Here is a 25,915-nt window from a genome sequence, read left to right as displayed (position 1 = left end):
CGACGATGCTTCAGCGATCGTCGAGGCCGGCTCCGCGGCGGTCGACGAGTCCCCACGCGGCGATGGCTGCGACGACGAAGAAGGCGGAGAACACCGTGAACACCAACGGCGTACCACCGGCCTCGAGCATCGTCGGAACCAGGAGCGGCGCGAAGATCGATGCGATCCGACCGACGCCGGCCGCCCATCCTGCGCCGGTCCCGCGCAGGGACGTCGGGTAGATCTCCGGCGTGACCGCGTACAGCGCGCCCCAGGCCCCGAGGTTGAAGAACGACAGCGCCATGCCTGCGCCGATGATCATCGCAGTGCTTCCGGCTGTGCCGAACAGCACAGCCGACGCCGCCGACCCGACCAGGAACACCGACAGCGTGGTGCGGCGGCCCCACACCTCGATCAGCCAGGCCGCGACCGCATAGCCGGGCAGCTGCGCCAGCGTGATGATCAGCGTGAAGCCGAACGAGCGCACCAGATCGTACCCGGCCGCGACGAGGATGCTGGGGATCCAGATGAACGCCCCGTAGTAGGCGAAGTTCACACAGAACCACACCAGCCAGATGCTGACGGTGCGCAGCCGGAACTCCCGATTCCACAGGGTTGCGAGCCGAGCGGCCGTCGTCACGGCGACGGGTCGCGTGTCGGGCTCCTTGTTGATCGCCGGGGGCAGCACGATCCCGGCATCCTTCTCGAACGTCTCGACGATCCGCTGCGCGCGCGTGATCCGCCCGCGGCCGGCGAGCCAGCGCGGAGACTCCGGGAGCCCCCAGCGCACGATCACCGCGTAGAGCGCGGGAATCGCACCGAGGGCGAAGGCCCAGCGCCAGCCGTTCTCGGAGGCCGGGATCACGAAGAAGCCGATGAGCGCGGCCGCGGTCCATCCGACGGCCCAGAACGCCTCGAGCACCACGATCAGGCGGCCTCGGATGCGCGCCGGCACGAGCTCGCTCACGTAGGTCGAGGCCACAGGCAGCTCGGCACCGAGACCGAGCCCTACGACGAAGCGCAGGATGAGCAGACCGGTCACGCCCGCCGCAAGAGCACTGGCGCCGGTGGCGACGCCGTACACGAGGAGGGTGAGGGCGAACACCTGCCGACGCCCGTAGCGGTCGGCGAGGAGCCCGCCGACGCTCGCGCCGATGGCCATGCCGATGAAGCCGACCGAGGCGATCCAACCCAGCTGGGTCGGTGTGAGCGCCCACTGCTGGGCGAGCGCGGCGATGATGAACGAGATCAGTCCGACATCCATCGCATCGAGCGCCCAGCCGATGCCGGAGCCGGCCAGGATCCGCGCGTGACGGCGCGTGAGGGGAAGAGCGTCGAGGCGCGACGCCAGGGAGCGGCGGCTCGGGACGACGTTGTCGGGCATCCCCTCATCCTAGGACGGACGACGCCTCCGAGCCGTCCCGCTCAGTCGTCGGCGAGCAGCCTACGGACGCGCGGCACCACCTCGGTGGCGTACAGTTCGATGCTGCGCATCAGGTGCTCATGAGGAATCGTGCCGGTGGCGTACTTGAGCTCGAAGCGTCCGAGCCCGAGGGTGCGGATCGTCTCTGCCATCTTCGCCGCGACCCGGTCGGGCGAACCCGCGTAGGTGGCGCCCATCGGACCGACGTCGTTCTGGAACCGCGCCCTGCTGTACGCCGCCCAGCCGCGCTCGCGGCCGATCGTGCGGTTCATGGCCTCGAAGCCCGGGTACGCCTGCTCCCAGGCCTCGTCGTCGGTGTCCGCGACGTGACCGGGCGAGTGCGCGGAGATGGGGCGCACCTCGGTGCCGAACTGGTCGACAGCGCGGTGGTAGAGATCCACCAGGGGCTTGAAGCGGAACGCTGCTCCCCCGATGATCGCGAGGGTGAGTCCGAAGCCGTACCGCGCGACGCGGATGATCGACTCGGGGCTGCCGCCCACGCCCACCCAGGGGCGCAGGCCGTGTTCGGTCTTGGGGAACACATCGGCGTTCTCGAGTGCGGGACGCATCGTGCCCGACCAGGTCACCGGCTGCTCCTTCACGAGCTCGGCGAACAGGTCGAGCTTCTGCTCGAACAGCGCCTCGTAGTCGCGCAGGTCATAGCCGAACAGCGGGAAGGACTCGGTGAACGATCCGCGGCCGAGCACCGGCTCGGCACGGCCGTTCGAGACCGCATCGAGGGTCGCGAATCGCTCGTACACCCGCACCGGGTCATCCGAGGAGAGCACGGTCACCGCGGTGCCGAGCTTGATGTTCTCGGTGCGGCCGGCGATCGCGGCGAGCACCATCTCGGGCGCCGAGATCGCGAACTCGGGGCGATGGTGCTCCCCCACCGCGAAGTAGTCGACGCCGAGCCGGTCGGCAAGCTCCGCCTGCGCGACGACGTTGCGGATGGTCTGTGCTCCGCTGAGCGGGGTGCCGTCGAGCGCCGTCGACATGTCGCCGAAGGTGCCGAGCCCGAATTCCACGTCCATGAAGTCCCCTTCGTATTCACACGAATGCAACGCGGGGACCACCCGGGCATTCCCGGATGATCCCCGCGGATCAGGATGCGGCTCTCAGCCGAGCAGCGCGGTGCGCAGTGTGTCGAGGCCGACGCCGCCCATGTCGAGCGCGCGCTTGTGGAACTCCTTCATCGAGAAGTCCGCTCCGCGCTCGGCACGGTACGCGTCGCGGACCTGCTCCCAGATGCGCTGGCCGACCTTGTACGACGGCGCCTGTCCGGGCCAGCCGAGATAGCGGTTCACTTCGAACTGACGGAACTCGTCGGACATGTTCACGTTTCGGCGCATCATCTCGAGCGCGTAGTCGTGGTCCCAGACGCCCTCGCCGTCCAGGCGCGGCTTGCGCAGGTGCACCCCGATGTCGAGCACCACACGCACGGCGCGCATGCGCTGACCGTCGAGCATGCCGAGGCGATCGGCGGGGTCGTCGAGGTAGCCGAGCTGCTCCATCAGCCGCTCCGCGTACAGGGCCCAGCCCTCGGCGTGACCGGAGGTTCCGGCCAGCAGACGGCGCCAGCTGTTCAGTTCGGCGCGGTTGTAGGTCGCCTGCGCGATCTGCAGGTGATGACCGGGCACGCCCTCGTGGTAGACCGTGGTGAGCTCGCGCCATGTGTCGAACTCGGTGACGCCCTCCGGCACCGACCACCACATCCGACCGGGGCGGGAGAAGTCGTCCGTCGGGCCGGTGTAATAGATCCCGCCCTCCTGCGTGGGGGCGATCATGCACTCGAGCTCACGGATCTGCTCGGGGATGTCGAAGTGCGTGGCTCCCAGCTCGGCGATCGCGCGGTCGCTGGTCTGCTGCATCCACTGCTGGAGCGCGTCGGTGCCGACCAGGCGGCGCGATGCGTCGGCATCGAGGTGCGCGACCGCCTCTTCGACGGTCGCACCGGGCAGGATCTCGTTCGCGATCGACTCCTGCTCGGAGATCATGCGGGCGAGCTCTTCGCGGCCCCATTCGTACGTCTCGTCGAGGTCGATCGTCGCACCGAGGAACCGGCGCGAGTTCAGCGCGTAGAGCTCGCGGCCCACCGCGTCGTCCTCACCGGCGACCGGCGCGAGCTCGGTCGCGAGGAAGTCGCGGAGCTGGTCGTACGCCACGCGCGCAGCACCGGCGTTGTCGGACAGCGTGCGGGCGAGCGACGCCGGGAGCTGGCCGTCCTCGGGCGCCGCACCGGCGACGAACGACGCGAAGAACCCGTCGTCCGCGGTGTATCGAGTGATCTGCGTCGCGACCTCGGCCACCTGGCGGCGTGCGGGGACGACGCCCTGCGCGATGCCCTCGCGCAGGGTGGCGGTGTAGCCGCGCAGCGCCTGCGGGATCGCCGCGAGGCGCTCGGCGACGACGGACCAGTCATCGGCGGTCGCCGTGGGCATGAGGTCGAACGCCTGACGGAAGTCCTGCGCCGCCGAGGCGATCACATTGAGGTCGCGCAGATGCCATTGCGCATCGTGCAGCTCGAGATCGAGCTCCAGCTGGGAGGACAGGTCGGCCTGGGTGACCTCGTCGATGTGGTCGACCGGCTCGAGCTTCTGCAGTGCCGCCAGCGTGCGGCGAGTCGCCTCGACGCTCTTCTCGTGCCCCTCGGGGCTGAGATCGTCCAGGCGGCCGTTCGCCTCGTTGCGGCCGATGTAGGTCGCCAGCACCGGCGACAGATCGACGAGTTCGTCGACCCATTCCTCGGCGACCTGATCGATCGCCGAGGGCGTGCGTGAATCAGTCATGCGTTCGAGCCTAGTGCGCGGCCTCGTTCCAGTCCCCGCCGCGTCCGACCTGCACGTCGAGCGGGACGGACAGGTCGGCTGCGCCGCCCATCCGGTCGCGGACGATGCTCTCGACCGCGTCCCACTCCCCCTGAGCCACCTCGACGACCAGTTCGTCATGGATCTGCAGCAGCACGCGGGAGGACAGCTCCCGCTCGCGCAGGTCGTCGTGGATGCGGAACAGCGCGATCTTCATGATGTCGGCTGCGCTGCCCTGGATCGGCGCGTTCAGCGCGGCGCGCTCGGCGTTCTCGCGCAGCACGCGGTTCGGGCTGGACAGATCGGGGAACGGACGCCGCCGACCGAAGATCGTCTCGGTGTAGCCGACCTCCTTGGCCGCCATCACGGACGCCCGCAGGTAGTCGCGCACGGCGCCGAAGCGCGCGAAGTACTCGGTCATCAGTCCCTTGGCCTCAGACTGCTCGATGCGCAGCTGCTTGGACAGGCCGAAGGCGCTGAGCCCGTAGACCAGTCCGTACGACATCGCCTTCACCTTGGTGCGCATCTGCGAGGTGACCTCGGACGGGTCGACGCCGAACACCCGCGCACCGACGAAGCGGTGCAGGTCCTCGCCGGAGTTGAAGGCCTCGATCAGTCCTTCGTCGCCGGAGAGATGCGCCATGATGCGCATCTCGATCTGCGAGTAGTCGGCGGTCAGCAGCGTCTCGTACCCCTCGCCCACCTGGAACGCGCTGCGGATGCGGCGGGACTCCTCGGTGCGCACCGGGATGTTCTGCAGGTTCGGGTCGGTGCTGGACAGCCGGCCGGTCTGGCTGCCGGTCTGCACGTAGGTGGTGTGGATGCGGTGGTCGTCGCGGATCGCGCTGTCGAGCGACTCGATGATCTGCCGCAGCTTCGTCGCCTCACGGTGCTGCGAGAGCTGCTCGAGGAAGATGTGCGGGTTCTTCTCCTGGATGTCGGCCAGCGACGCGGCATCCGTCGAGTACCCGGTCTTGGTCTTGCGGGTCTTCGGCAGCTGGAGCTCTTCGAACAGTACCTCCTGCAGCTGCTTCGGAGAGCCGAGGTTCACCTCGCGTCCGATCGTGACGTACGCGTCCTGTGCGATGCCTTCGGCGCGGGCGCCGAGCTCGGCCGAGAACGTGGAGAGCACGTCGTGCGAGACCGCGACACCCGCGACCTCCATGTCGGCCAGCGTCAGCAGCGTGGGCAGCTCGAGGTCGGTGAGGACGGATGCGACGGACTCGGGCAGTTCGTCGCGCAGCGCGATCGCGGTGCGCAGCGTGAACCAGGCCTCCTGCGACGGGGTCGCACCGTCGGTCTCGGGCACCAGCTGCGAGGGGTCGGACTCGGGCAGCTTCTCGCCGAGATAGCGCTCGACGAGATCGCCGAGGGTCTTGTCGGGGAAGCTCGGTCGCAGCAGCCAGCCCGCCAGGCTGGTGTCGTACGCGAGACCGCCCAGACGGATGCCGGCGGCGGTCAGCGCCTTCACCTGCGGCTTGGCGTCGTGCAGCGCCTTCGGAGCGTCGGACTCCAGCCACTCGCGCAGCGCCGCGGCCGCAGTGTCGTCCCAGTCGCCCTCGCGCAGCTCGGTCGTCGTCGCCACGCCGATGCGGGTCGGACGCGCACCGGGCACGAGCGTCACTGCGACCTCGCCCTCCTGCGCGGCCAGCCAGGTCGCGATCTCGGATGCGCTCGCCTGCACGGCCTCGGGCAGCTGGACGGTGGCCGCAGTCTCGGCATCCTCGTCGTGCGCGCCGACGGCGTCGAAGACGCGCGGCAGCAGGGTGCGGAACTCGAGGCGCGCGAAGATGTCGCGCACGGCCTGAGCGTCGATCGGTGCGACCGCGAGGTCGGCAGGGCCGAGCGGCAGCTCGACGTCGGTGAGCAGGCGGTTCAGCTTGCGGTTGCGGCGCACGTCGTCGATGTGGTCGCGCAGGTTGCCGCCCACCACGCCCTTGATCTCGCCGGAGCGCTCCAGCAGCTCGTCGAGGGTGCCGAACTGCGTCAGCCACTTGACCGCGGTCTTCTCACCGACCTTGGGCACGCCGGGCAGGTTGTCGCTGGTCTCGCCGACCAGGGCCGCGATGTCGGGGTACTGCTCGGGGCGCACGCCGTAACGCTCCTGCACGGTGGCCGGGTCGTAGCGCTTGAGCTGCGAGACGCCCTGCACCGACGGGTACAGCAGGGTCACCTCGTCATTGACCAGCTGGATCGTGTCGCGGTCACCGGAGACGACGAGCACGTCGTAGCCCTGCGCGGAGCCCTGCGCGGACAGCGTTGCGAGGATGTCGTCGGCCTCGATGCCCTCCTTGGTCAGCACCGGCACCGACATCGCGGCGAGGCAGTCCTGCAGCAGCGGGATCTGACCGCGGAACTCGCTCGGCGTCTCGGAGCGCGTGGCCTTGTACTCAGGGTACTCGTCTGTGCGGAACGAATGGCGCGAGGTGTCGAACGCGACCGCCAGGTGCGTCGGCTGCTCGGCCTTGATCAGGTTCACGAACATCGACAGGAAGCCGTAGATGGCGTTCGTGTGCTGGTTGTCGCGAGTGGTGAAGTTCTCGACCGGAAGGGCGAAGAACGCACGGTAGGCGAGCGAATGGCCGTCGACGACCATGAGGGTAGGCTTTGCGGAGTCCGTCACCCTGTCAGCCTAACGAGGGCGACGGACATGCGCCGAGGAGGACGAGTGAGCGACACGAGCACGACCGACGGTCTGGCATGGGCCACGCAGCGCGGCATGGGGGCGCTGGCCGAGAAGATGGGGATCGAGTTCACCGAGTTCTCGGTCGAGCGCAGCGTCGGCACCATGCCCGTGGAGGGGAACACCCAGCCGGTCGGGCTCGTGCACGGCGGGGCCTACGTGGTACTCGGCGAGTCGCTCGGCTCGATGGCCGCGAATCTGCACGCGGGCCCCGGGAAGCTGGCCGTCGGCGTGGACATCAACGCCACGCACACGCGGTCCGCGACGAGCGGTGTCGTGACGGGCGTGTGCACCCCGATCCACCTGGGGCGCAGCATCACCGTGCACGAGATCGTCGTCAGCGATGATCAGGGTCGCCGGTGCTCGACGATCCGGATCACGAACATGATCAAGGATCTGCCCGCCTGACGCGCCGCGCCGGCGGGCATCGCCTCACTTCTTGGGAGCGAGCTGCTCGATGATCGCCTTGGCGACGTCCTGCATCGTGAGGCGGCGGTCCATGGACGCCTTCTGGATCCAGCGGAACGCCTCGGGCTCGCTCAGGCCCATCTTCTCGTTCAGCAGGCCCTTGGCGCGGTCGACGAGCTTGCGGGTCTCGAAGCGCTCGACCATGTCGGCGACCTCGGCCTCGAGCGTGATGATCTGCTCGTGGCGGGCCAGCGCGATCTCGATCGCGGGCAGCAGGTCGTTCGGGGTGAACGGCTTGACGACGTAGGCGAGGGCGCCGGCCTCGCTGGCGCGCTCGACGAGCTCCTTCTGGCTGAACGCGGTCAGCAGCACGACGGGAGCGATGTTGTTCTTGTGCAGCTTCTCGGCGGCGCTGATGCCGTCGAGCTGGGGCATCTTGACGTCCATGACCACGAGGTCGGGGCGCAGTTCGGTCGCCAGCGCCACGGCGGTCTCACCGTCGCCGGCCTCGCCGACGACGTCGAAGCCGTTGTCGCGGAGGATTTCCACGATGTCGAGGCGGATCAGCGACTCGTCCTCGGCGACGACGACGCGTCGCGGGGCGGATGCCGTGGGCTGCTCAGGCTGCTGCTCTTCAGTCACGGGGAAAATCCTATCTGTTGTACTTGTGCCGGCGGTGGGGCCACGTCGCGACTCACCGCATCGCTTCGCGCTGCGCCGAGCCTCCCGCGACGCGGAACCGGAACCCACGCGGGCTTCGCCCGCTGGTTCGAGTCCCGCTCTGCTGTTCGTATGCGGGATCCGGGACACCCTCCGGGCGCCCCGGATCCCACATGTGCCGGCGGTGGGACTCGAACCCACACGTCTTTCGACAAAGCATTTTGAGTGCTCCGCGTCTGCCATTCCGCCACGCCGGCCCTGACCGACTTTATCGCACGGAGAAGGGCGGGACCGGCGGCCCCGCCCTTCTCGAGCGATCAGTTCTTGGACTTGTAGACCGGCGCCGCTCCGCCGACCGCATCCCCGACCTGGTGGACGCGGATGTCGTTGGTCGAGCCGATGATCCCGGGAGGGGAACCCGAGATCACGACGACCTTGTCGCCTTCGACGGCGAGCTTGTTGCCCAGCAGGTACTCGTCGACCTGGTGGAACATCAGGTCGGTGTGCTCCACGACGTCGACGAGGGCTGCGCTGATGCCCCAGGAGACCGCCAGGCGGCGGCGGATTCCGGGCTCGGGCGTGAACGCGAGCATGGGGATGCGCGGACGCAGACGCGACATGCGACGAGCCGAGTCGCCGGACTGCGTGAAGACGCAGATGAACTTCGCCTCGACGAACTCCGCGACCTCCTCGCCGGCCAGCGTGATGATGCCACCCTGGGTGCGCGGTTTGTTGCGCAGCGGCTGGATGCGCTCCAGGCCGTGCTCCTCGGTCGACTCGATGATGCGCGCCATGGTCTCCACGACGACGACGGGGTAATCCCCCACGCTCGTCTCGCCGGAGAGCATCACTGCATCGGCACCGTCGAGCACCGCGTTGGCGACATCCGAGGTCTCGGCCCGGGTCGGGACCGGGCTCGAGATCATCGACTCCAGCATCTGGGTGGCGACGATGACCGGCTTGGCCATGGCTCGTGCGAGCTCGACCGCGCGCTTCTGCACGATCGGCACGGCCTCGAGCGGCAGCTCGACGCCCAGGTCACCGCGCGCCACCATGATTCCGTCGAACGCGTCGACGATCTCCTCGAGGTTGTCGACGGCCTGCGGCTTCTCGACCTTGGCGATGACGGGGACCTTGACGCCCTCTTCGGCCATGATCTCGTGCACGCGGGTCACGTCGGCGGCATCCCGCACGAACGACAGCGCGATGATGTCGGCCCCGGTGCGCAGACCCCAGCGCAGGTCGTCCTCGTCCTTCTCGCTCAGCGCGGGGACGTTGACGGCGACGCCGGGCAGGTTGATGCCCTTGTTGTTGGACACGGCACCGGCGACCACGACGCGCGTGGTCACGGTGACGCCGTCGGTCTCGACGACCTCGACACGGACCTTGCCGTCGTCGATCAGCAGGAAGTCACCGGGCTTGACGTCCTGCGGCAGGCCCTTGAAGGTCGTGCCGCAGATCTCGCGGTTGCCGACGATGTCCTCGGTGGTGATCTTGAAGATGTCGCCCACCGCGAGCTCGTACGGGCCGTCCTCGAACCTGCCGAGGCGGATCTTCGGACCCTGCAGGTCGACGAGCACGGCGACCGCACGGCCGGAGTCCTCGGCGGCACGGCGGACGTTCGCGTAGTTCGCGTCGTGCACGGTGTAGTCACCGTGGCTGAGGTTCAGCCGGGCGACATCCACACCGGCGTCGATCAGCGCGCGCACGGTCTCATAGGTGGATGTTGCGGGGCCCAGTGTGGCGACGATCTTCGCGCGTCTCAACGGCATCTCCAGGGTAGAGGGGGTATCTGATTCGGCGACGTTGCCGTCGCCAGCCTACGCGGGCTGCACACCGATCGCGACATCCGTCGGCGCCACCGGCGCGGGCAGCACCGTCGAGCCCATCAGATGACGATCCATCGCCGCGGCCGCTGCGCGGCCCTCGGCGATGGCCCAGACGATCAGCGACTGTCCGCGTCCGGCGTCTCCAGCGACGAACACGCCGGGAACGGTCGACTGGTAGTCGGCGTCCCGTCGAAGGGTACCGCGTTCGGTCTGCACCGGCGAGGCACCCCCCTCGAATGTGTCGGTCTCGGGTCCGGTGAAGCCCATGGCGATGAGCACCAGGTCTGCGGGGATCTCCCGCTCCGTGCCGCTTCGCGGGATGCGCCGGCCGTCGACGTACTCGGTCTCCGCCACGCGCAGCGCGCGCACCCGGCCCTCGTCGTCCGTGAGGAACTCCACGGTCGAGGCGAGGAACACCCGCTCGCCGCCCTCCTCGTGCGCGGACGAGACCTCGAACACCGTCGGCATCATCGGCCAGGGCTGGTGGTCGGGTCGCTCCTCCCCGGGCTGGCGCCCGATCGCGAGGTTCGTGACGCTCAGCGCGCCCTGACGGTGCGCGGTGCCGATGCAGTCCGCACCGGTGTCGCCGCCGCCGATGACGATGACATGCCTGCCCTCGGCGGTGATCTGGTCGGCGACCTCATCCCCCGCGGTCGCCTTGTTCGACTGCACGAGGTAGTCCATCGCGAAGTGCACGCCGTCGGCGTCGCGCCCGGGGATCGGCAGGTCGCGCGGCACCGTGGAGCCGGTCGCGACGAGCACAGCGTCGTAGCGGGCGCGCAGTTCGTCCCATCCGATGTCGGTGCCGACGTCGACACCGGCGCGGAACCGGGTGCCCTCCTCCTCCATCTGACGGAGACGGGCGTCGACGTGCTGCTTCTCCATCTTGAAGTCCGGGATGCCGTAGCGCAGCAGACCGCCGATGCGATCGTCTCGCTCGTACACGACGACCGTGTGACCGGCGCGGGTGAGCTGCTGTGCGGCGGCGAGCCCGGCGGGACCGGAGCCGATCACGGCGACGGTCTTCCCGGTGAGGCGCTCCGGCGGCTGCGGGTGCACCCAGCCGCTGTCGAAGGCCTGATCGGCGATGGACTGCTCGACTCGCTTGATCGTCACGGCGGGCTGGTTGATGCCCAACACGCAGGCGCTCTCGCAGGGCGCGGGGCAGAGTCGCCCCGTCCACTCCGGGAAGTTGTTCGTCGCGTGCAGCCGCTCGATCGCGGAGCGGTCCTCGCCGCGCCAGGTCAGGTCGTTCCACTCCGGGATGAGGTTGCCCAACGGGCATCCCGAGTGGCAGAACGGCACGCCGCAGTCCATGCAGCGGCCCGCCTGCCGGCGCAGCACGGCGCTGTCACCCTTCTCATAGACCTCTTTCCAGTCCATGATGCGCACCGGGACGGGGCGCCGCGCGGGCAGCTCCCGCTCGGTCACCTTGAGAAAGCCCTTGGGATCAGCCACCGGTCACCTCCAGGATCCGGTGCCAGACGACGTCGCCGTCAGGATCGATGCCCGACTGCTCCGCCTCCTGGCGTACGTTCTGCACCGCCGCGAAGTCGCGCGGAAGCACCTTGATGAAGTCATCCGCGGCGGCATCGAAGCCGTCGAGGATGCGCTGCGCGATCGGCGACGCCGTGCGCTCCACGTGCTGCACCAGAAGCCCGCGAAGCAGCTCCAGATCCGCGCGGTCGAGCGGCTCGAGGCGCAGCTCGCCGCTCTGCAGCGACTGCGCGTTCACCTGAGCCGTGTCCAGGCGGTGCACGTAGGCCACGCCCCCCGACATTCCGGCGCCGAGGTTGCGGCCCGTGGGACCGAGGATGACGGCCGTTCCGCCGGTCATGTATTCCAGTGCGTGGTCGCCGACGCCCTCGACGACGGCGGTCGCTCCGGAGTTGCGCACCAGGAACCGCTCCCCGACCACGCCCGAGATGAACATCTCGCCGGCGGTCGCGCCGTAGCCGATCACGTTGCCGGCGATGACGTTGTGCTCGGGCTCGAAGGGCGCTTCGCGCGGCGGACGGATGCTGATGTCACCGCCAGAGAGGCCCTTGCCCACGTAGTCGTTCGCGTCGCCCTCCAGGCGAAGCGCGATGCCTGCGGGCAGGAACGCGCCGAGCGACTGTCCGGCTGTTCCGTGCAGGGTGATGTCGATGGTCTCCTTCGCGAGGCCCGCGGCACCGTATCTGCTGGTCACCTCGTGACCGAGCATGGTGCCGACGGCGCGCTCGGTGTTGCGGATCGGCAGCTCGATGAGCACGGGGTCGCCGTACTGCAGGGCGTCGTGCGACATCCGGATCAGTTCGACGTCGAAGTGCTTCGCCAGCTCGTGATCCTGCGAGCGACCGCTGCGGCGCGGCTCATCGGCCGGGAACGCCGGACCCTCCAGGATCGGCGCGAGGTCGAGGCCGTCGGCCTTCCAGTGCCGGATGGCGGCATCCGTGCGCAGCAGGTCGGAGCGGCCGACGATCTCCTCGATCGAGCGGAAGCCCAGCTCGGCGAGCAGTTCGCGCACCTCCTCCGCGATGAACTCCATGAAGTTGACGACGAACTCCGGCTTGCCCGTGAAGCGCTCGCGCAGCACCGGGTTCTGGGTCGCCACTCCCACCGGGCAGGTGTCGAGGTGGCAGACCCGCATCATGATGCAGCCGCTCACCACGAGCGGTGCCGTGGCGAAGCCGAACTCCTCCGCACCGAGCAGCGCGCCGATGACGACGTCGCGGCCGGTCTTCAGCTGCCCGTCGACCTGCACCACGACGCGATCGCGCATGCCGTTCAGCATCAGCGTCTGCTGGGTCTCGGCGAGGCCCAGCTCCCACGGCGTGCCGGCGTGCTTGAGCGAGTTCAGCGGGCTCGCGCCCGTGCCGCCGTCGTGACCCGAGACCAGCACCACATCGCTCAGCGCCTTCGCGACGCCGGCCGCGACCGCGCCGATGCCGGACTGGCTGACCAGCTTCGTGTGGATGCGCGCCTGCGGGTTGGCCCGCTTCAGGTCGAAGATCAGCTGCTTGAGATCCTCGATCGAGTAGATGTCGTGGTGCGGCGGCGGGGAGATCAGCCCGACGCCGGGCGTCGCGTGGCGGGTGCGCGCCACCCACGGGTACACCTTGCCGGGCGGCAGCTGTCCGCCCTCACCGGGCTTGGCGCCCTGGGCGAGCTTGATCTGGATGTCGTCGGCCTGAGTGAGGTACTGGCTCGTGACGCCGAACCGGCCGGACGCGACCTGCTTGATCGCACTGCGGCGCTCGGGGTCGACCAGCCGGTCGGGATCCTCGCCGCCCTCACCGGTGTTGGACTTGCCGCCGAGGCGGTTCATCGCGATCGCGAGGGTCTCGTGCGCCTCCCGGGAGATCGAGCCGTAGCTCATCGCCCCGGTGGAGAAGCGCTTGACGATCTCGGACACCGGCTCGACCTCGTCGATCGGCACCGGGGGCCGCTCCCCCGTGCGCAGCTCGAACAGGCCGCGCAGGGTCTTCAGCGACTTCGCCTGGTCGTCCACCAGGTGCGTGTACTCGCGGAAGACGTCGTAGCGGCGCGTCCGCGTCGAGTGCTGCAGACGGAACACGGTCTCGGGGCTGAACAGGTGCGGCGAACCGTCCCGGCGCCACTGGTACTCGCCACCGGTCCAGAGGCGCTCGTGCGCGGTGGCCGCCGCGTCCTCCGGGTAGGCGTAGTCGTGACGGGCCTGGTTCTCGGCGAACACGTCCTCAATGCCGATCCCGCCGAGGCGGGTCGTGGTTCCTGTGAAGTAGGCGTCCACGAGCTCCTGGCTGAGACCGACCGCCTCGAACACCTGCGCGCCCGCATAGGACGACACCGTCGAGATGCCCATCTTGGACATGATCTTCAGCACGCCCTTGCCGAGGGCGTGGATGAGGTTGTGCACGGCCTGCTCGGGCTCGAGATCGGTGATGAAGCCGGTGCGCACCAGATGCTCCACCGTCTCCATCGCGAGGTACGGGTTCACGGCGGATGCGCCGTAGCCGATCAGCGTGGCGACGTGGTGCACCTCGCGGACGTCACCCGCCTCGACGATCAGTCCGACTTTCATCCGGTTCTCGCGCCGGATCAGGTGGTGGTGCACGGCCGCGACCATCAGCAGGGACGGCACCGGGGTGAGGTCCTTGTTCGAGTCGCGATCCGACAGGATCAGGAACTCCGCACCGGCCTCGATCGCGGCGTCCGCCTCGGCGCACATCTGCTCGAGACGCTCGGCGAGAGCGTGAGGGCCGGCGTCGAAATGGTACAGACCCTTGATCGTCGCCGTCCAGCGGCCGGGGACGACCCGGTCGATGTGGCGGATCTTGGCGAGCTCGTCGTTGTCGATCACCGGGAAGTCGAGAGTCACGCTCTGCGCGTGCTCCGGACCCCAGGTCAGCAGGTTGCGCTCCCGGCCCAGGCCGAGGCGCAGACTGGTGACGACCTCTTCACGGATCGCGTCCAGCGGCGGGTTCGTGACCTGCGCGAACTGCTGCGTGAAGTAGTCGAACAGCAGCCGGGGTCGCTCGCTGAGCACGGCGATCGGGGTGTCGGAGCCCATCGCTCCGATCGGCTCGGCACCGGTCTGACCCATCGGGGTCAGCAGGATCCGCACCTCCTCCTCGGTGTACCCGAAGGTGCGCTGACGACGCACGATCGAGGCGGCCGGATGGATGATGTGCTCGCGATCAGGCAGATCAGGCAGCCGGATGGCGCCGTCGTCCAGCCATTCGCGCCACGGATGCAGGGTGGCGAGATCGTGCTTGATCTCCTCGTCCTCGACGATGCGATGCTGCGCAGTGTCGACCACGAACATCCGGCCGGGGCGAAGCCGGCCGCGGCGCTTGATGCGCTCCGGCTCGAACTCGAGCACGCCGGTCTCCGAGCCGATGACGACCAGGCCGTCTGTGGTCTCGGTCCAGCGCCCGGGGCGCAGACCGTTGCGATCCAGCGTCGCGCCGACCAGCGTGCCGTCGGTGAAGATCAGCGCGGCCGGGCCGTCCCATGGCTCCATCTGGTGCGAGTGGTACTCGTAGAACGCGCGCAGATCGGGGTCGAGGCCCGGCTGCTTCTCCCAGGCCTCCGGCACCATCATCATGATCGCGTGCGGCAGGCTGCGCCCGGTGAGCGTCAGCAGCTCGAGGACCTCGTCGAACGAGGCGGAGTCGCTGGCGCCGGGGGTGCAGATCGGCAGCAGCGGACGGATGTCGCCGAGCAGCTCGGACTCGAGCTGAGACTGCCTGGCCCGCATCCAGTTGCGGTTGCCGCCGACGGTGTTGATCTCGCCGTTGTGGGCCAGCATCCGCAGGGGCTGCGCGAGCGGCCACGAGGGGAACGTGTTGGTCGAGTAGCGGGAGTGCACGACCGCCAGCTCAGAGGCGAACCGCTCGTCCTGAAGATCGGGGTAGAACGGCTCGAGCTGCAGGGTGGTCACCATGCCCTTGTACCCGAGCGTGCGGGCGGACAGAGTCACGAAGTAGGCGCCGAGCTCGTGCCCGGCCCGCTTGCGCAGCCGGTACGCGATCCGGTCGAGGGCGATGCCGGAGACCCCGGCGCCCGCGACGAAGAGCTGCTCGAAGGCGGGACGCGCCTCGTCGGCCAGCTTGCCGAGGTTCTCGTTGGCGGTGGGCACCACGCGCCAGCCGAGCACGGTCAGGCCCTCGTCACGAGCGATGCGCTCGATGCCGGCCTTCTGCTCGCGGCGGGCGCTCGACTCCCGAGGGAGGAACGCGAGGCCTGCGGCGTACTCGCCGACCGGAGGGAGCGGGAAGTCACAGGCCGCGCGGAGGAAGGCGTCGGGCATCTGTGTGAGGATTCCGGCGCCGTCACCGGTTCCCGCGTCGGAGCCGATCGCACCGCGATGCTCCAGGTTTCGCAGCGCTTCCAGCGCCAGGGCGATGATGTCGTGGCCCGGTGTTCCGCGCAGCGTGGCCACCATCGCCAGCCCGCACGCGTCCTTCTCGAACGCCGGATCGTACATCCCCTGCTTCGGGGGGTAAGCGCCGGAGGCGCCGTAGGGAGGCTGGAAGTACACCAGTCACCGTCCTCGTATCTCAGTTGACACTGCTCTCGGATGAGACCGGGGACGACGTTGGCCCGCTTTCAGTGCGATGTTCCCCTTGGGGCGAAGCGGCCTTATCGGGCGGATTCTTCGACGCTCGGAGCGGTGCTGGTGGCGGTGGCTCCGTTGGTGATCGCTTCGGCGGGAGGCTCACTCACATCGACGAAGGAATCGGGGTTGTCCGATTGTACCGCAGCCTTGGGCTCGCGCCCCGGCTGGTACGGCGAAGGCTCGACGCCGGGGTGGCGACGGGTCTGCACGATGATGATCACGGTGCCGACGACGACGCCGATGATCGCGGCCCAGACGTTGCTGCGCAGGCCGAGGATGATCTCGCTCGGGTCGATCCGGATCGACTCCCAGAGGATTCGTCCGGCGCTGTACCAGATCAGGTAGACCGCGAAGAGCTTGCCCCACTGCAGGCGCAGCGCCTTGCCCGCCCACAGCAGGAAGATGACGCCGAGACCGTTCCAGATCACCTCGTAGAGGAACGTGGGGTGGAACAGCGTGCCGTCGGCCAGTCCCGGCGGGAAGGCGGGGTTGGTCGACTCGATCTCCAGCCCCCAGGGCAGGTCGGTGGGCAGACCGAACAGCTCGTGGTTGAACCAGTTTCCGAACCGTCCCATGGCCTGCGCCAACAGCAGGCCCGGCGCGAGGGCGTCGGCGAAGGTCCAGAACCGGATCCCGGTCCACTTGCAGCCGAGGTAAGCACCGACGGCGCCGCCGATGAGCGCACCGAAGATGGCGATGCCGCCCTCCCAGATCGCCCACACCGAACCGGGCTCGAACGGGTTCCAGGTGTTCTTGCCCGGGCCGAAGTAGAAGTTCGGGTGGGTGAGAACGTGGAAGATGCGTGCGCCGATGATCGCGAGCGGCACCGCGAGGATCGCGATGTCGATGACGACCCACTTCTCAGCACCACGCCTGGTCAGGCGGTAGTTGGTCAGCAGCACCGCCGCGACGATTCCCGCGATGATGCACAGCGCGTAGTAGTGGATCGTGAGCGGTCCGAGCGTGAAGGAGTTGTTCGGAGGGCTCGGGATGCTGGCGAGCACGCCGGAGAAGGTGCTGAGGGACATGAGACCGATTCTAATTGTCGAGCGAGAACTGTGCGGACGGCGTGCCCGCGACGAGGGAGCGGGTGACCTCGGCGAGGCGGTCGAGGCCGCCGTCGCGGAGGGCACGCACCAGAGCCGTGCCGACGATGGCGCCGTCGGCGTACTCGGTGACGCCGTTCACCTGCTCAGCGTTGGAGATGCCGATGCCGACGCAGGCATTGCCCACGCCGTGCGCCTTCAGACGCTCGACGAGCACCCGCGCGGCGCGGTCGAGCTCGGCGCGCTCACCCGTGATGCCCATGGTCGACACGGTGTACACGAAACCGGTCGAGGATGAGACGACGAGGTCCAGACGCTCATCGGTCGAGGTCGGCGCGGCGAGGAAGACGCGGTCGAGGCCGGTGCGCTCGCTCGCGGCGATCCACTCCCCTGCCGCCTCCGGCGTGATGTCGGGGGTGATCAGACCCGCCCCGCCCGCGGCGAGCAGATCGTCGGCGTAGCGATCGACGCCGTACTGCAGCACGGGGTTCCAGTACGTCATCACCAGCACGGGAACGTCGACCTCGGCCGTGATGGCCCCCACCGCGGTGAACAGGTCGCGCATCTTGAAGCCGGCCGCCAGCGCATGCTGCGTGGCCTCCTGGATCACGAGTCCGTCCATGACCGGGTCGCTGTACGGCGGGCCGAGCTCGATCACATCGACCCCGTTGCGCGCGAGAGTGATCGCGGCCTGGATGCTGGTCTGCAGGTCGGGGTAGCCGACGGGCAGATAGCCCACGAAGGCACCGCGGCCCTCGTTGTGCGCTTTGGCGATGGCGTCCTCGACGCGGCTCATTCCGCGGCCCCTTCGTCGTAGAGGTGGAAGTACCGCGCCGCAGTGTCCATGTCCTTGTCGCCGCGGCCGGAGAGGCAGATCGCGACGATGCCGTCAGGGCCGAGCTCCCGGCCGATGCGCATCGCACCGGCGAGGGCGTGCGCGGACTCGATCGCGGGGATGATCCCCTCGGTGCGGCTCAGCAGACGCAGCGCCTGCATGGCCTCGTCGTCGGTGGCGGGGATGTACTCCGCGCGACCGATGTCGGCGAGCCAGGCGTGCTCGGGGCCGACGCCCGGGTAGTCGAGTCCTGCCGAGATCGAGTGCGACTCGATCGTCTGCCCGTCCTCGTCCTGCAGCACATAGGTCTTCGCGCCGTGCAGCACGCCGGGGCGGCCTCGCTCGATCGAGGCCGCGTGCTGCTCCGTGTCGACGCCGTCACCGGCGGCCTCCACGCCGTAGAGCTTCACGTCCGTGTCGTCGAGGAAAGCATCGAACATGCCGATCGCGTTCGACCCACCGCCGACGCAGGCGACGACCGCGTCGGGCAGCCGCCCGGCATCCGCCAGCAGCTGCTCCCGCGCCTCTTCGCCGATGATCTTCTGGAAGTCGCGCACCATCGCCGGGAACGGATGCGGACCGGCCGCCGTGCCGAAGATGTAGTTGGTGGTCTCGACGGTCGCGACCCAGTCGCGGTACGCGTCGTTGATCGCGTCCTTCAGTGTGCGGGAGCCCGTGGTCACCGGGACGACCTCGGCGCCGAGCAGTCGCATCCTGGCGACGTTGAGGGCCTGGCGCTCGGTGTCGACCTCACCCATGTAGATCGTGCAGTCCAGGCCGAACAACGCGGCGGCGGTCGCCGTGGCGACCCCGTGCTGGCCGGCGCCGGTCTCGGCGATCACTCGGGTCTTGCCGAGGCGCTTGGTGAGCAGAGCCTGGCCGAGCACGTTGTTGATCTTGTGCGAACCGGTGTGGTTCAGGTCTTCCCGCTTGAGGAACACCCGAGCACCGCCGGCGTGCTCCGCGAAGCGGGGCACCTCGGTGAGCGCGGACGGACGCCCGGCATACGAGCCGAGGAGCTGAGCCAGTTCGGCGCGGAACTCCGGATCGACGATCGCGGCGTGGTACGCCTCGGTCAGCTCGTCGATCGCGGCGATCAGGGACTCGGGCATGTACCGCCCGCCGAAGTCCCCGAAGAAGGGACCGGGCTGGTCGCGCAGGCTCACTTCGTCTCGCTCCGCTCGCTCAGTACGTCGCATCCGACCTCCAGGAAGCTGTTCAGGGTGGCGACGGGGTCGCCGGTGACGAGAGCCTCGCCGATCAGCACGACGTCGGCGCCGGCCTGACGGTAGCGCGCCACGTCGGCGGGCTCGAGCACCGCGGACTCGGCGATCTTGATCGAGGTCGACGGGATGCGGTCGGCCAGTCGACCGAACAGATCGCGATCGAGCTCGAGCGTCTTCAGGTTGCGGGCGTTGATGCCGATCAGCTTCGCACCGAGGTCGATCGCCACCTCGAGCTCATCCGCGTCGTGCGTCTCGACGAGCGGGGTCATCCCCAACTCGATGATCAGCGCGTAGAGCTCGTGCAGCGTCTTCACCGGGATGCCGGCGACGATCAGCAGCGCCAGGTCGGCGCCCGCGGCACGGGCCTCGAGCACCTGATACGGCGTGGCGATGAAGTCCTTGCGCAGCACCGGGAGCGAGACTCGGGCCGTGACGGCCTCGAGGTCGGCGAGGGAACCGCCGAAGCGACGCTCCTCGGTCAGCACGCTGATCGCGGATGCACCGCCCTGCTCGTAGAGCGCGGCTTGATGCGCGGGGTCGGGGATCTCGGCGAGAGCACCGCGGGACGGGCTCGCGCGCTTGACCTCTGCGATGATCTTGACCCGCTCGGCGGGAGCCAGCGCGGCGACCGCGTCACGAGCGGCGGGGCGCGCGAGTGCATCGCGCTCCACCTCGGCAAGCGACCGGGTCAGCGCGCGACGTTCAGCATCCTCGACTGCGCCGGCCGTGAGGTCGGCGAGGACCATCAGTGAGCCTTCGGCGAGTACTTGGGGCCGTTCACCCCGTAGCCGGCCTTCGCCATGATCCAGCCGACGATGGGTCCGATGACGATGACGACGACGGACGCCCACACCAGGGGCGGCTGCTCGAGGCAGAAGAACAGCGTGGCCAATCCGACGCCGGCCAGCATGATCACGACCGCGGTCCACGCGGCAGGCGAGTGTCCGTGTCCAGGGTCTGCGATCGAGTTGCTCATGTTCTTCCTCCGGGGTGGTCGGCGTACGGTCAGTCTATCGGGATCAGCGGGTCGGATCGGTGCCACGCGACAGGTCGTCCCAGGAATCGACGGCGTCGAGGGGACGCTGATGCGCGTCGTGGTGGGCGTCGTCGGTGCGATAGCGTCGGCCGCCGCTCTTCCAGCCCCGCGCGGTCACCGCGGTGAACACCGCGGCGGCGAGCATCAGCACCCAGCAGCACATCGCGATCACGGGCCACGCGGTGGGCGTGATCGCCGCGACGATCTCATGCATCGCGGCATCGCCGGCGAGGCCGGTCTTCTCGGCCACGACGCCCGCCACCACGCTCAGCGGAGGTGCCGCCACCAGCGGAGCGGTGGCGACACCGAGGACGACAGCGGCACCGGCCGCAAGCGCGGCGAAGATGTAGCGCAGCACCAGTCCTGTGATCGAGAGCGCGGCACCGAGCGCGAGCGCCGCGAGCGACAGCGGTGCCAGCAGCGGGACCGCATCCGATCCGGCGACCAGGATCGGCTCCGAACCGTCGAGGCGGGTGACCGTCAGCCAGGTCTGGGTGGCGGAGATCACGCCGATGCCGCCGGCGAGCAGGAAGCCCAGCACGGCGATGAGGCGACCGCGGGCACTCATTCGTTCGTGTCCCCGATCACGGCGTCCAGATCCCTGCCGTCGAAGCAGGTCCGGGTGCCGGTGTGGCAGGCCGCGCCGGTCTGGTCGACCTGCAGCAGGATCGTGTCACCGTCGCAGTCGTGCTGCGCGCCGCGCACGATCTGGATGTTGCCGGAGGTGTCGCCCTTGCGCCAGTACTCCTGGCGGGATCGGGACCAGTACGTGGCCCGGCCCGTGGTCAGGGTGCGGCGCAGCGCCTCGGCATCCACCCATGCGAGCATCAGCACCTCGCGGGTGTCCCACTGCTGCACGATGACCGGTGCGAGCCCGTCGGCGTTCCACGCCACCGCGGCGATCTGCTCTTCGACGCTCACTTCTACTCGCTTCGCTCGCTCAGCACACCGCATCGGACGACCACGCCCTCTTCGCGGAGCGCGTCCTTGACCTGACCCACGGTGAGCTGGCCACTGTGGAACACGCTTGCCGCGAGCACGGCATCCGCGCCCGCGGCGATCGCCGGCGGGAAATCTGAGACGCGACCGGCGCCGCCAGAGGCTATCACCGGCACCGAAGCGACCTCACGCATCAGCCGGACCAGCTCCAGGTCGAAGCCGTCCTTGGTTCCGTCTGCGTCGATCGAGTTCACGAGCAGCTCACCCGCACCTCGCTCCGTGGCCTCACGGGCCCAGACCGCGGCATCCAGTGTCGTCTCGGTGCGACCGCCATGCGTGGTGACGACGAATCCGGACGGCACGCCATCGGCGCGCTTCACGTCGAGCGACAGCACGAGCACCTGCGCGCCGAAGCGGTCCGCGATCTCGTCGATCAGATCGGGGCGGGCGATCGCCGCGGAGTTCACGCCGACCTTGTCGGCGCCCACGCCGAGCAGACGCGCGACGTCCTCCGTGGAGCGCACCCCTCCCCCGACGGTGAGCGGCACGAAGACCTGCTCGGCGGTTCGCTGCACCACGTCGTAGGTCGTGGCCCTGGCATCCACCGTTGCGGTGACGTCGAGGAAGGTGATCTCGTCCGCGCCCTGCGCGGCGTAGTGCGCAGCCAGCTCGACCGGATCGCCCATGTCGCGCAGGTTCTGGAAGTTGACGCCCTTCACGACGCGACCGGCGGCCACGTCGAGGCACGGGATGACGCGCGAAGCGAGCGACATCAGAGCCTCGCGGCGTGGATCGCGGTGACCAGGATCGCGCGCGCACCGAGGGCGTACAGGTCGTCCATCACCTGGTTCATGCCCTTGCGCGGGATCATCACTCGCACCGCCACCCACTCCGGATCGCGCAGCGGCGAGATCGTCGGCGACTCACGGCCGCCGGCGATGGCCGTGGCCTGGTCTACGAGCCCTGCCGGCAGGTCGTAGTCCAGCAGTACGTAGCGCCGTGCCACCATCACGCCGCGAAGGCGCCGCAGCAGGCGGTCGGTGCCGTCCGCGTCGCCGGGGCGACTGATGAGCACGGCCTCCGACTCGATGATGACCGGTCCGAAGATCTCCAGCCCGGCCTGTCGCAGCGTGGTGCCGGTCTCGACGACGTCGGCGATCACGTCCGCGACGCCGAGCCGCACCGCCGACTCGACGGCACCGTCCAGCGGCACCAGCACGGCGTTCACGCCGTTCTCGCGCAGGAAGTCGTCGACGAGACCCGGGTAGGCGGACGCCACACGGACGCCCTCCAGGTCCTGGATGGTGGAGTACCTGCCAGGAGGCGCGGCGAAGCGGAAGGTCGAGCGGGCGAATCCGAGCTGCTCGATCTCGCGGGCGTCCTCCTGGCGCACGTCGCGCAGCAGGTCGCGTCCGGTGATGCCCACGTCGAGGGCGCCGGATGCCACATAGGTGGCGATGTCTCGCGGACGCAGGTAGAAGAACTCGACGTCGCTGTCGGCGTCGATGACGTGCAGGGTCTTGGGGTCACGACGACCGGTGTAGCCGGCCTCCGCGAGCATCTCGGCCGCTGTCTCTGACAGCGAGCCCTTGTTCGGAACGGCGATGCGGAGCATGGGGATCCTTCGAGTCGAACGGTCTGTACGGGACGCGCTCAGAGATGTCGGTAGACATCCTCGAGGCTCAGGCCCTTCGCGAGCATCATGACCTGCAGGTGGTACAGCAGCTGCGAGATCTCCTCGGCCGCCTCGTCCTTGGACTCGTACTCGGCAGCCATCCAGACCTCGGCCGCCTCTTCGACGACCTTCTTGCCGATCGCATGCACGCCGCGGTCGAGCTGCGCGACCGTCCCTGATCCGTCAGGACGGGTCTTCGCCGTCTCGGTCAGCTCGGCGAACAGCTCGTCGAATGTCTTCACGCTTCAAGGCTAGCGGCTCGCGCGCGGTCGCGAAGACCTGTGACGGCCGCCTCGACGTCTTCCGCGCCGTAGACCGCCGAGCCGGCGACGAAGGTGTCGGCACCGGCTTCCGCGGCCTGCGCGATCGTGTCGAAGGAGATGCCGCCGTCGACCTGCAGCCAGACGTCGGCCCCTCGGCGGCGGGCCTCGTCCCGCAGCGCACGGAGCTTCGGCATCGTCTCGGGCATGAAACCCTGACCGCCGAAGCCGGGTTCGACGGTCATCACGAGCACCTGATCGAACTCGTCGAGGATGTCGTACAGTGGCTCGCCCGCCGTGCCCGGCTTGATCGCGACGCCGGCGCGGGCGCCGATGGCGCGCAGCCGGCGCGCGAGCGCCACCGGGTCGGACGCCGCCTCGAGGTGGAAGGTGACGCTCGCCGCACCGAGTTCCGCATAGCCCGGGGCCCAGCGGTCCGGGTCGGTGATCATCAGATGCACGTCGAGCGGGATCGGGCTGGTGGCCTGGATGCGCTCCACCATCTGCGGACCGAACGTGAGGTTCGGCACGAAGTGGTTGTCCATGACGTCCACGTGCGCGAAGTCCGCGCTGGCGATGCGGGCGAGTTCGGCCTGCATGTTCACGAAGTCGGCAGCGAGGATGCTGGGGTTGATGCGCGGGTTCATCACTTCTCTCCTTCGGGAGCGCGCTGCAGCAGCGCGAGGAACATGGCGTCGGTGCCGTGCCGGTGCGGCCACAGCTGCACCCGACCGGTGCCGTCGTCCGCGAGGTCGATCGGCGACCGCACCACCTCGGACAGCACGGCACGGGCATCGAGCTCGGTCAGGTCGTCCCTGTCGCGGAGCACCTCCGAGACCACCCCCGTGGTCTCCGCGAGGTGCGGCGAGCAGGTGACGTACGCCACGACGCCGCCGGGCGCGAGGGCGTCCACCGCCGCGGTGAGCAGCTCGGTCTGCAGCGCGACCAGCTCGGCGACATCCGCCGGGGTCTTCCGCCAGCGCGCCTCCGGCCGCCGGCGCAGCGCGCCCAGCCCGGTACACGGCGCATCGACGAGGATGCGATCGAACGCGCCCGGGCGGGATGCCGCGAGTGCACGCCCGTCCTCCTCGTGCACGACCACATCACCCGGCACCGCGCGCAGCGCGTTGCGCACCAGTCCGGCACGCGCGGGGACCACCTCGTTCGCCTCCAGGACCGCGCCGTTCTCGCGGGCGATGGCGGCGAGCAGCGCGGTCTTGCCACCGGGGCCGGCGCAGAGGTCGAGCCACTGCTCGCCCCCAGCGATCGGGCGCACTCCGGCCAGGGCCAGCGCCACCAGCTGCGAACCCTCGTCCTGCACGCGCACCGTGCCCGCGGCATCCGCCACGACGCGGTGCGGGTCCCCGCCGGGCGACCCGAACGCGGTCGGTGCATACGGGCGGCGAGGTTCGCCGGGCTCGGCGAGCCCGGGCAGGGCGACGAGCGTGACCTCGGGCGAGGCGTTGTCGGCGGACAGCAGCGCGTCGAGCTCGTCCTCACGCCCCTCTGCGGCCAGCGCGCGACGCATGGCGCGGATGATCCACACCGGATGCGCGGTGCGCAGCGAGAGCCGCTCGTCGTCGGAGCGCGCGCCCTCCTCGATGGTGCGCTGCCAGGCCCCGGGTGTCTCGCGTCCGATGCGTCGCAGCACGGCGTTGGCGAAGCCCGCCGCTCCCCTGCCCTGCGCCGTCGCGACGAGATTGACCGACTCGTTCACGGCCGCATGCCCGGCCACCCGGGTGGACAGCAGCTGGTGCGCGCCGAGACGCAGGGCGTCGAGCACGGCCGGGTCGATCTCGGACGCCGGTCGGCCTGCGGCCGCGGCGACGATCGCGTCATAGGTGCCCCGCTTGCGCAGAGTGCCGTAGGTGAGCTCGGTGGCGAGGGCGGCGTCCTTCTGGTCGAGCCCTGCCTCGGCGATGCTGGCGGGCAGCAGGAGGTTGGCATAGGCGTCATCCTCGGTGACGGCCCTCAGCACGCCGTAGGCGACGGCGCGGGCCGGCTGCACGGCCCGATCCGGTCCACGGCCGCTGCTGGACCGCTGCGGTCGGCGTCCCCGCTGGGGGCGGCGCTCCTGGCCGCTCATGCGCCCGCTCGCAGCGTGTCGTCGCGCTGGCCACGCCACCAGTCGGCGGCGGGCATGGCACCCTTGCCGGCCGGCTGCACCCGGGTGACGGCGAGCGGCGTCGTGCCGGTCCCGATCAGGATGCGTCGCTTCTCGCCCACGATCCGGCCGGGTTGGAGCTGCTCGGCGTCGGGCGCAGGTGCGGCCTCGAGCACCTTGAGCCTGGCGCCGGCGACCTCGGTGTGCGCACCGGGCTCCGGGGTGACGCCCCGGAATCGCGCGTAGACGTGCTCGCACGGGAGCGACCAGTCCAGCAGGCCGTCGTCGAGGACGAGCTTCGGCGCGAAGGTCGGCTCTCCGGTCTGCGGAACGGCCTGAGCGGTGCCCGCGGCGATCCCTTCGACGACATCCGCCGTGAGCGCGGCGCCGTCGACAGCGAGGATCTCCAGCGCGGTGGCCGCCGTGGCCTCCGCGGGCAGATCCACGGGCCGCATGGCGTAGACGTCACCGGCATCCAGCTCGGGGACGAGGCGGAACACGCTCACGCCGATCTGCGCGTCGCCGGCGAGCAGCGCGCGCTGCACGGGTGCGGCGCCGCGCCACAGCGGCAGCAGCGAGAAGTGCAGGTTGATCCAGCCGTGGTCGGGCGCGGACAGCAGCGGCTCGCGGACCAGGCCGCCGTATGCGACGATCACGCCGAGCTCGGGACGCAGCGCGGTGATCGCCTCGGTCGCTTCGGCGTCGAGCCTGGCCGCTTTGATCACGGGGATGCCGAGCTCGACGGCCGCCTGCGCGACCGGCGACGGCGTGAGCACGCGCTTGCGGCCCAGAGGCGCGTCGGGACGCGTGATGACGGCCAGGATGTCGTGCAGCGGTGCGAGTGCCCGCAGTGTGGGGACCGCCGCATCGGGGGTGCCGGCGAAGACGAGGCGCATGAAGGTGCTCCGGAGGGTGAGGGC

General features: G+C 69.6%; 22 protein-coding genes and 1 tRNA gene. 1 reads left to right on the top strand and 22 read right to left on the bottom strand.

Annotated features, from left to right (window positions below; all coding sequences use genetic code 11):
* Window positions 1-10 precede the first annotated feature (10 nt).
* The 4 genes from ACFVAE_RS02190 to polA all read right to left on the bottom strand — a co-directional run bounded on the left by ACFVAE_RS02190 (window position 11) and on the right by polA (window position 6,832).
* Window positions 11-1,363: an MFS transporter gene (locus ACFVAE_RS02190; protein WP_378887434.1), complete on the bottom strand. Its 1,353-nt coding sequence runs from the start codon at window positions 1,361-1,363 to the stop codon at window positions 11-13.
* A 41-nt stretch (window positions 1,364-1,404) separates the two neighbouring features.
* A complete protein-coding gene (locus ACFVAE_RS02185) occupies window positions 1,405-2,436 on the bottom strand; it encodes an LLM class flavin-dependent oxidoreductase (RefSeq protein WP_378887432.1) in 1,032 nt (343 codons plus the stop codon).
* 84 nt (window positions 2,437-2,520) lie between these two features.
* On the bottom strand, window positions 2,521-4,191 hold the full coding sequence (locus tag ACFVAE_RS02180; RefSeq protein WP_378887430.1) for a DUF885 domain-containing protein: 1,671 nt from the start codon (window positions 4,189-4,191) through the stop codon (window positions 2,521-2,523).
* A 10-nt stretch (window positions 4,192-4,201) separates the two neighbouring features.
* Window positions 4,202-6,832, bottom strand: coding sequence for a DNA polymerase I (gene polA, locus ACFVAE_RS02175; RefSeq protein WP_378887428.1), 2,631 nt, complete (start codon window positions 6,830-6,832; stop codon window positions 4,202-4,204).
* A 27-nt stretch (window positions 6,833-6,859) separates the two neighbouring features.
* Here polA and ACFVAE_RS02170 point away from each other — a divergent pair, with 27 nt between their 5' ends.
* Window positions 6,860-7,300: a hotdog fold thioesterase gene (locus ACFVAE_RS02170; protein ID WP_378887426.1), complete on the top strand. Its 441-nt coding sequence runs from the start codon at window positions 6,860-6,862 to the stop codon at window positions 7,298-7,300.
* A gap of 24 nt (window positions 7,301-7,324) precedes the next feature.
* On the opposite strand, the gene ACFVAE_RS02165 is transcribed toward ACFVAE_RS02170, so the two are convergent.
* From ACFVAE_RS02165 to fmt, 18 genes are all read right to left on the bottom strand, one after another.
* Entirely contained in the window at window positions 7,325-7,942 is a 618-nt protein-coding gene (locus ACFVAE_RS02165) for an ANTAR domain-containing response regulator (RefSeq protein ID WP_116242125.1), read from the bottom strand.
* A gap of 194 nt (window positions 7,943-8,136) precedes the next feature.
* Window positions 8,137-8,217: transfer RNA gene (locus tag ACFVAE_RS02160), tRNA-Leu, on the bottom strand.
* 60 nt (window positions 8,218-8,277) lie between these two features.
* Window positions 8,278-9,726, bottom strand: coding sequence for a pyruvate kinase (pyk, locus tag ACFVAE_RS02155; RefSeq protein WP_378887424.1), 1,449 nt, complete (start codon window positions 9,724-9,726; stop codon window positions 8,278-8,280).
* A 54-nt stretch (window positions 9,727-9,780) separates the two neighbouring features.
* Complete coding sequence (locus tag ACFVAE_RS02150) at window positions 9,781-11,247, bottom strand: glutamate synthase subunit beta (RefSeq protein WP_378887422.1); 1,467 nt, start codon at window positions 11,245-11,247, stop codon at window positions 9,781-9,783.
* Complete coding sequence (gene gltB / locus ACFVAE_RS02145) at window positions 11,240-15,742, bottom strand: glutamate synthase large subunit (protein WP_378890450.1); 4,503 nt, start codon at window positions 15,740-15,742, stop codon at window positions 11,240-11,242. The genes ACFVAE_RS02150 and gltB overlap by 8 nt, the downstream gene beginning before the upstream one ends.
* 155 nt (window positions 15,743-15,897) lie before the next feature.
* Window positions 15,898-16,902 (bottom strand): prolipoprotein diacylglyceryl transferase, encoded by a 1,005-nt coding sequence (lgt, locus tag ACFVAE_RS02140; RefSeq protein ID WP_378887420.1) that lies wholly within the window; start codon window positions 16,900-16,902, stop codon window positions 15,898-15,900.
* A 10-nt stretch (window positions 16,903-16,912) separates the two neighbouring features.
* Window positions 16,913-17,716: a tryptophan synthase subunit alpha gene (gene trpA, locus ACFVAE_RS02135; protein ID WP_378887418.1), complete on the bottom strand. Its 804-nt coding sequence runs from the start codon at window positions 17,714-17,716 to the stop codon at window positions 16,913-16,915.
* Window positions 17,713-18,921, bottom strand: coding sequence for a tryptophan synthase subunit beta (trpB, locus tag ACFVAE_RS02130; protein WP_378887416.1), 1,209 nt, complete (start codon window positions 18,919-18,921; stop codon window positions 17,713-17,715). The genes trpA and trpB overlap by 4 nt, the downstream gene beginning before the upstream one ends.
* Entirely contained in the window at window positions 18,918-19,727 is an 810-nt protein-coding gene (gene trpC / locus ACFVAE_RS02125; protein WP_378887414.1) for an indole-3-glycerol phosphate synthase TrpC, read from the bottom strand. Before trpC ends, trpB begins: the two co-directional genes overlap by 4 nt.
* Window positions 19,727-19,957, bottom strand: a complete 231-nt coding sequence (locus tag ACFVAE_RS02120) for a DUF6704 family protein (protein ID WP_378857202.1) — start codon at window positions 19,955-19,957, stop codon at window positions 19,727-19,729. Before ACFVAE_RS02120 ends, trpC begins: the two co-directional genes overlap by 1 nt.
* A gap of 43 nt (window positions 19,958-20,000) precedes the next feature.
* Entirely contained in the window at window positions 20,001-20,585 is a 585-nt protein-coding gene (locus ACFVAE_RS02115; protein WP_378887412.1) for a Trp biosynthesis-associated membrane protein, read from the bottom strand.
* Window positions 20,582-20,971, bottom strand: coding sequence for a phosphoribosyl-AMP cyclohydrolase (gene hisI / locus ACFVAE_RS02110; RefSeq protein ID WP_378887410.1), 390 nt, complete (start codon window positions 20,969-20,971; stop codon window positions 20,582-20,584). Before hisI ends, ACFVAE_RS02115 begins: the two co-directional genes overlap by 4 nt.
* Window positions 20,941-21,729, bottom strand: a complete 789-nt coding sequence (hisF, locus tag ACFVAE_RS02105) for an imidazole glycerol phosphate synthase subunit HisF (RefSeq protein WP_378887408.1) — start codon at window positions 21,727-21,729, stop codon at window positions 20,941-20,943. The genes hisI and hisF overlap by 31 nt, the downstream gene beginning before the upstream one ends.
* The gene (hisG, locus tag ACFVAE_RS02100; RefSeq protein ID WP_378887406.1) at window positions 21,729-22,571 is read right to left on the bottom strand and encodes an ATP phosphoribosyltransferase; all 843 of its coding nucleotides are present in this window, start codon (window positions 22,569-22,571) and stop codon (window positions 21,729-21,731) included. The genes hisF and hisG overlap by 1 nt, the downstream gene beginning before the upstream one ends.
* A 38-nt stretch (window positions 22,572-22,609) precedes the next feature.
* A complete protein-coding gene (locus ACFVAE_RS02095) occupies window positions 22,610-22,873 on the bottom strand; it encodes a phosphoribosyl-ATP diphosphatase (RefSeq protein ID WP_378887404.1) in 264 nt (87 codons plus the stop codon).
* On the bottom strand, window positions 22,870-23,538 hold the full coding sequence (rpe, locus tag ACFVAE_RS02090; protein WP_378887402.1) for a ribulose-phosphate 3-epimerase: 669 nt from the start codon (window positions 23,536-23,538) through the stop codon (window positions 22,870-22,872). Before rpe ends, ACFVAE_RS02095 begins: the two co-directional genes overlap by 4 nt.
* Window positions 23,538-24,899, bottom strand: coding sequence for an RsmB/NOP family class I SAM-dependent RNA methyltransferase (locus ACFVAE_RS02085; RefSeq protein WP_378887401.1), 1,362 nt, complete (start codon window positions 24,897-24,899; stop codon window positions 23,538-23,540). The genes rpe and ACFVAE_RS02085 overlap by 1 nt, the downstream gene beginning before the upstream one ends.
* Window positions 24,900-24,973: 74 nt before the next feature.
* Window positions 24,974-25,891 (bottom strand): methionyl-tRNA formyltransferase, encoded by a 918-nt coding sequence (gene fmt, locus ACFVAE_RS02080; protein WP_378887400.1) that lies wholly within the window; start codon window positions 25,889-25,891, stop codon window positions 24,974-24,976.
* Window positions 25,892-25,915 lie beyond the last annotated feature (24 nt).

Origin of the sequence: Microbacterium sp. NPDC057659 (assembly GCF_042799915.1) — a bacterium.
GTDB lineage: Bacteria > Actinomycetota > Actinomycetes > Actinomycetales > Microbacteriaceae > Microbacterium.
The sequence above is the reverse complement of the archived record's forward strand: the minus strand, read 5'-3'. Positions and strand labels throughout refer to the sequence as shown.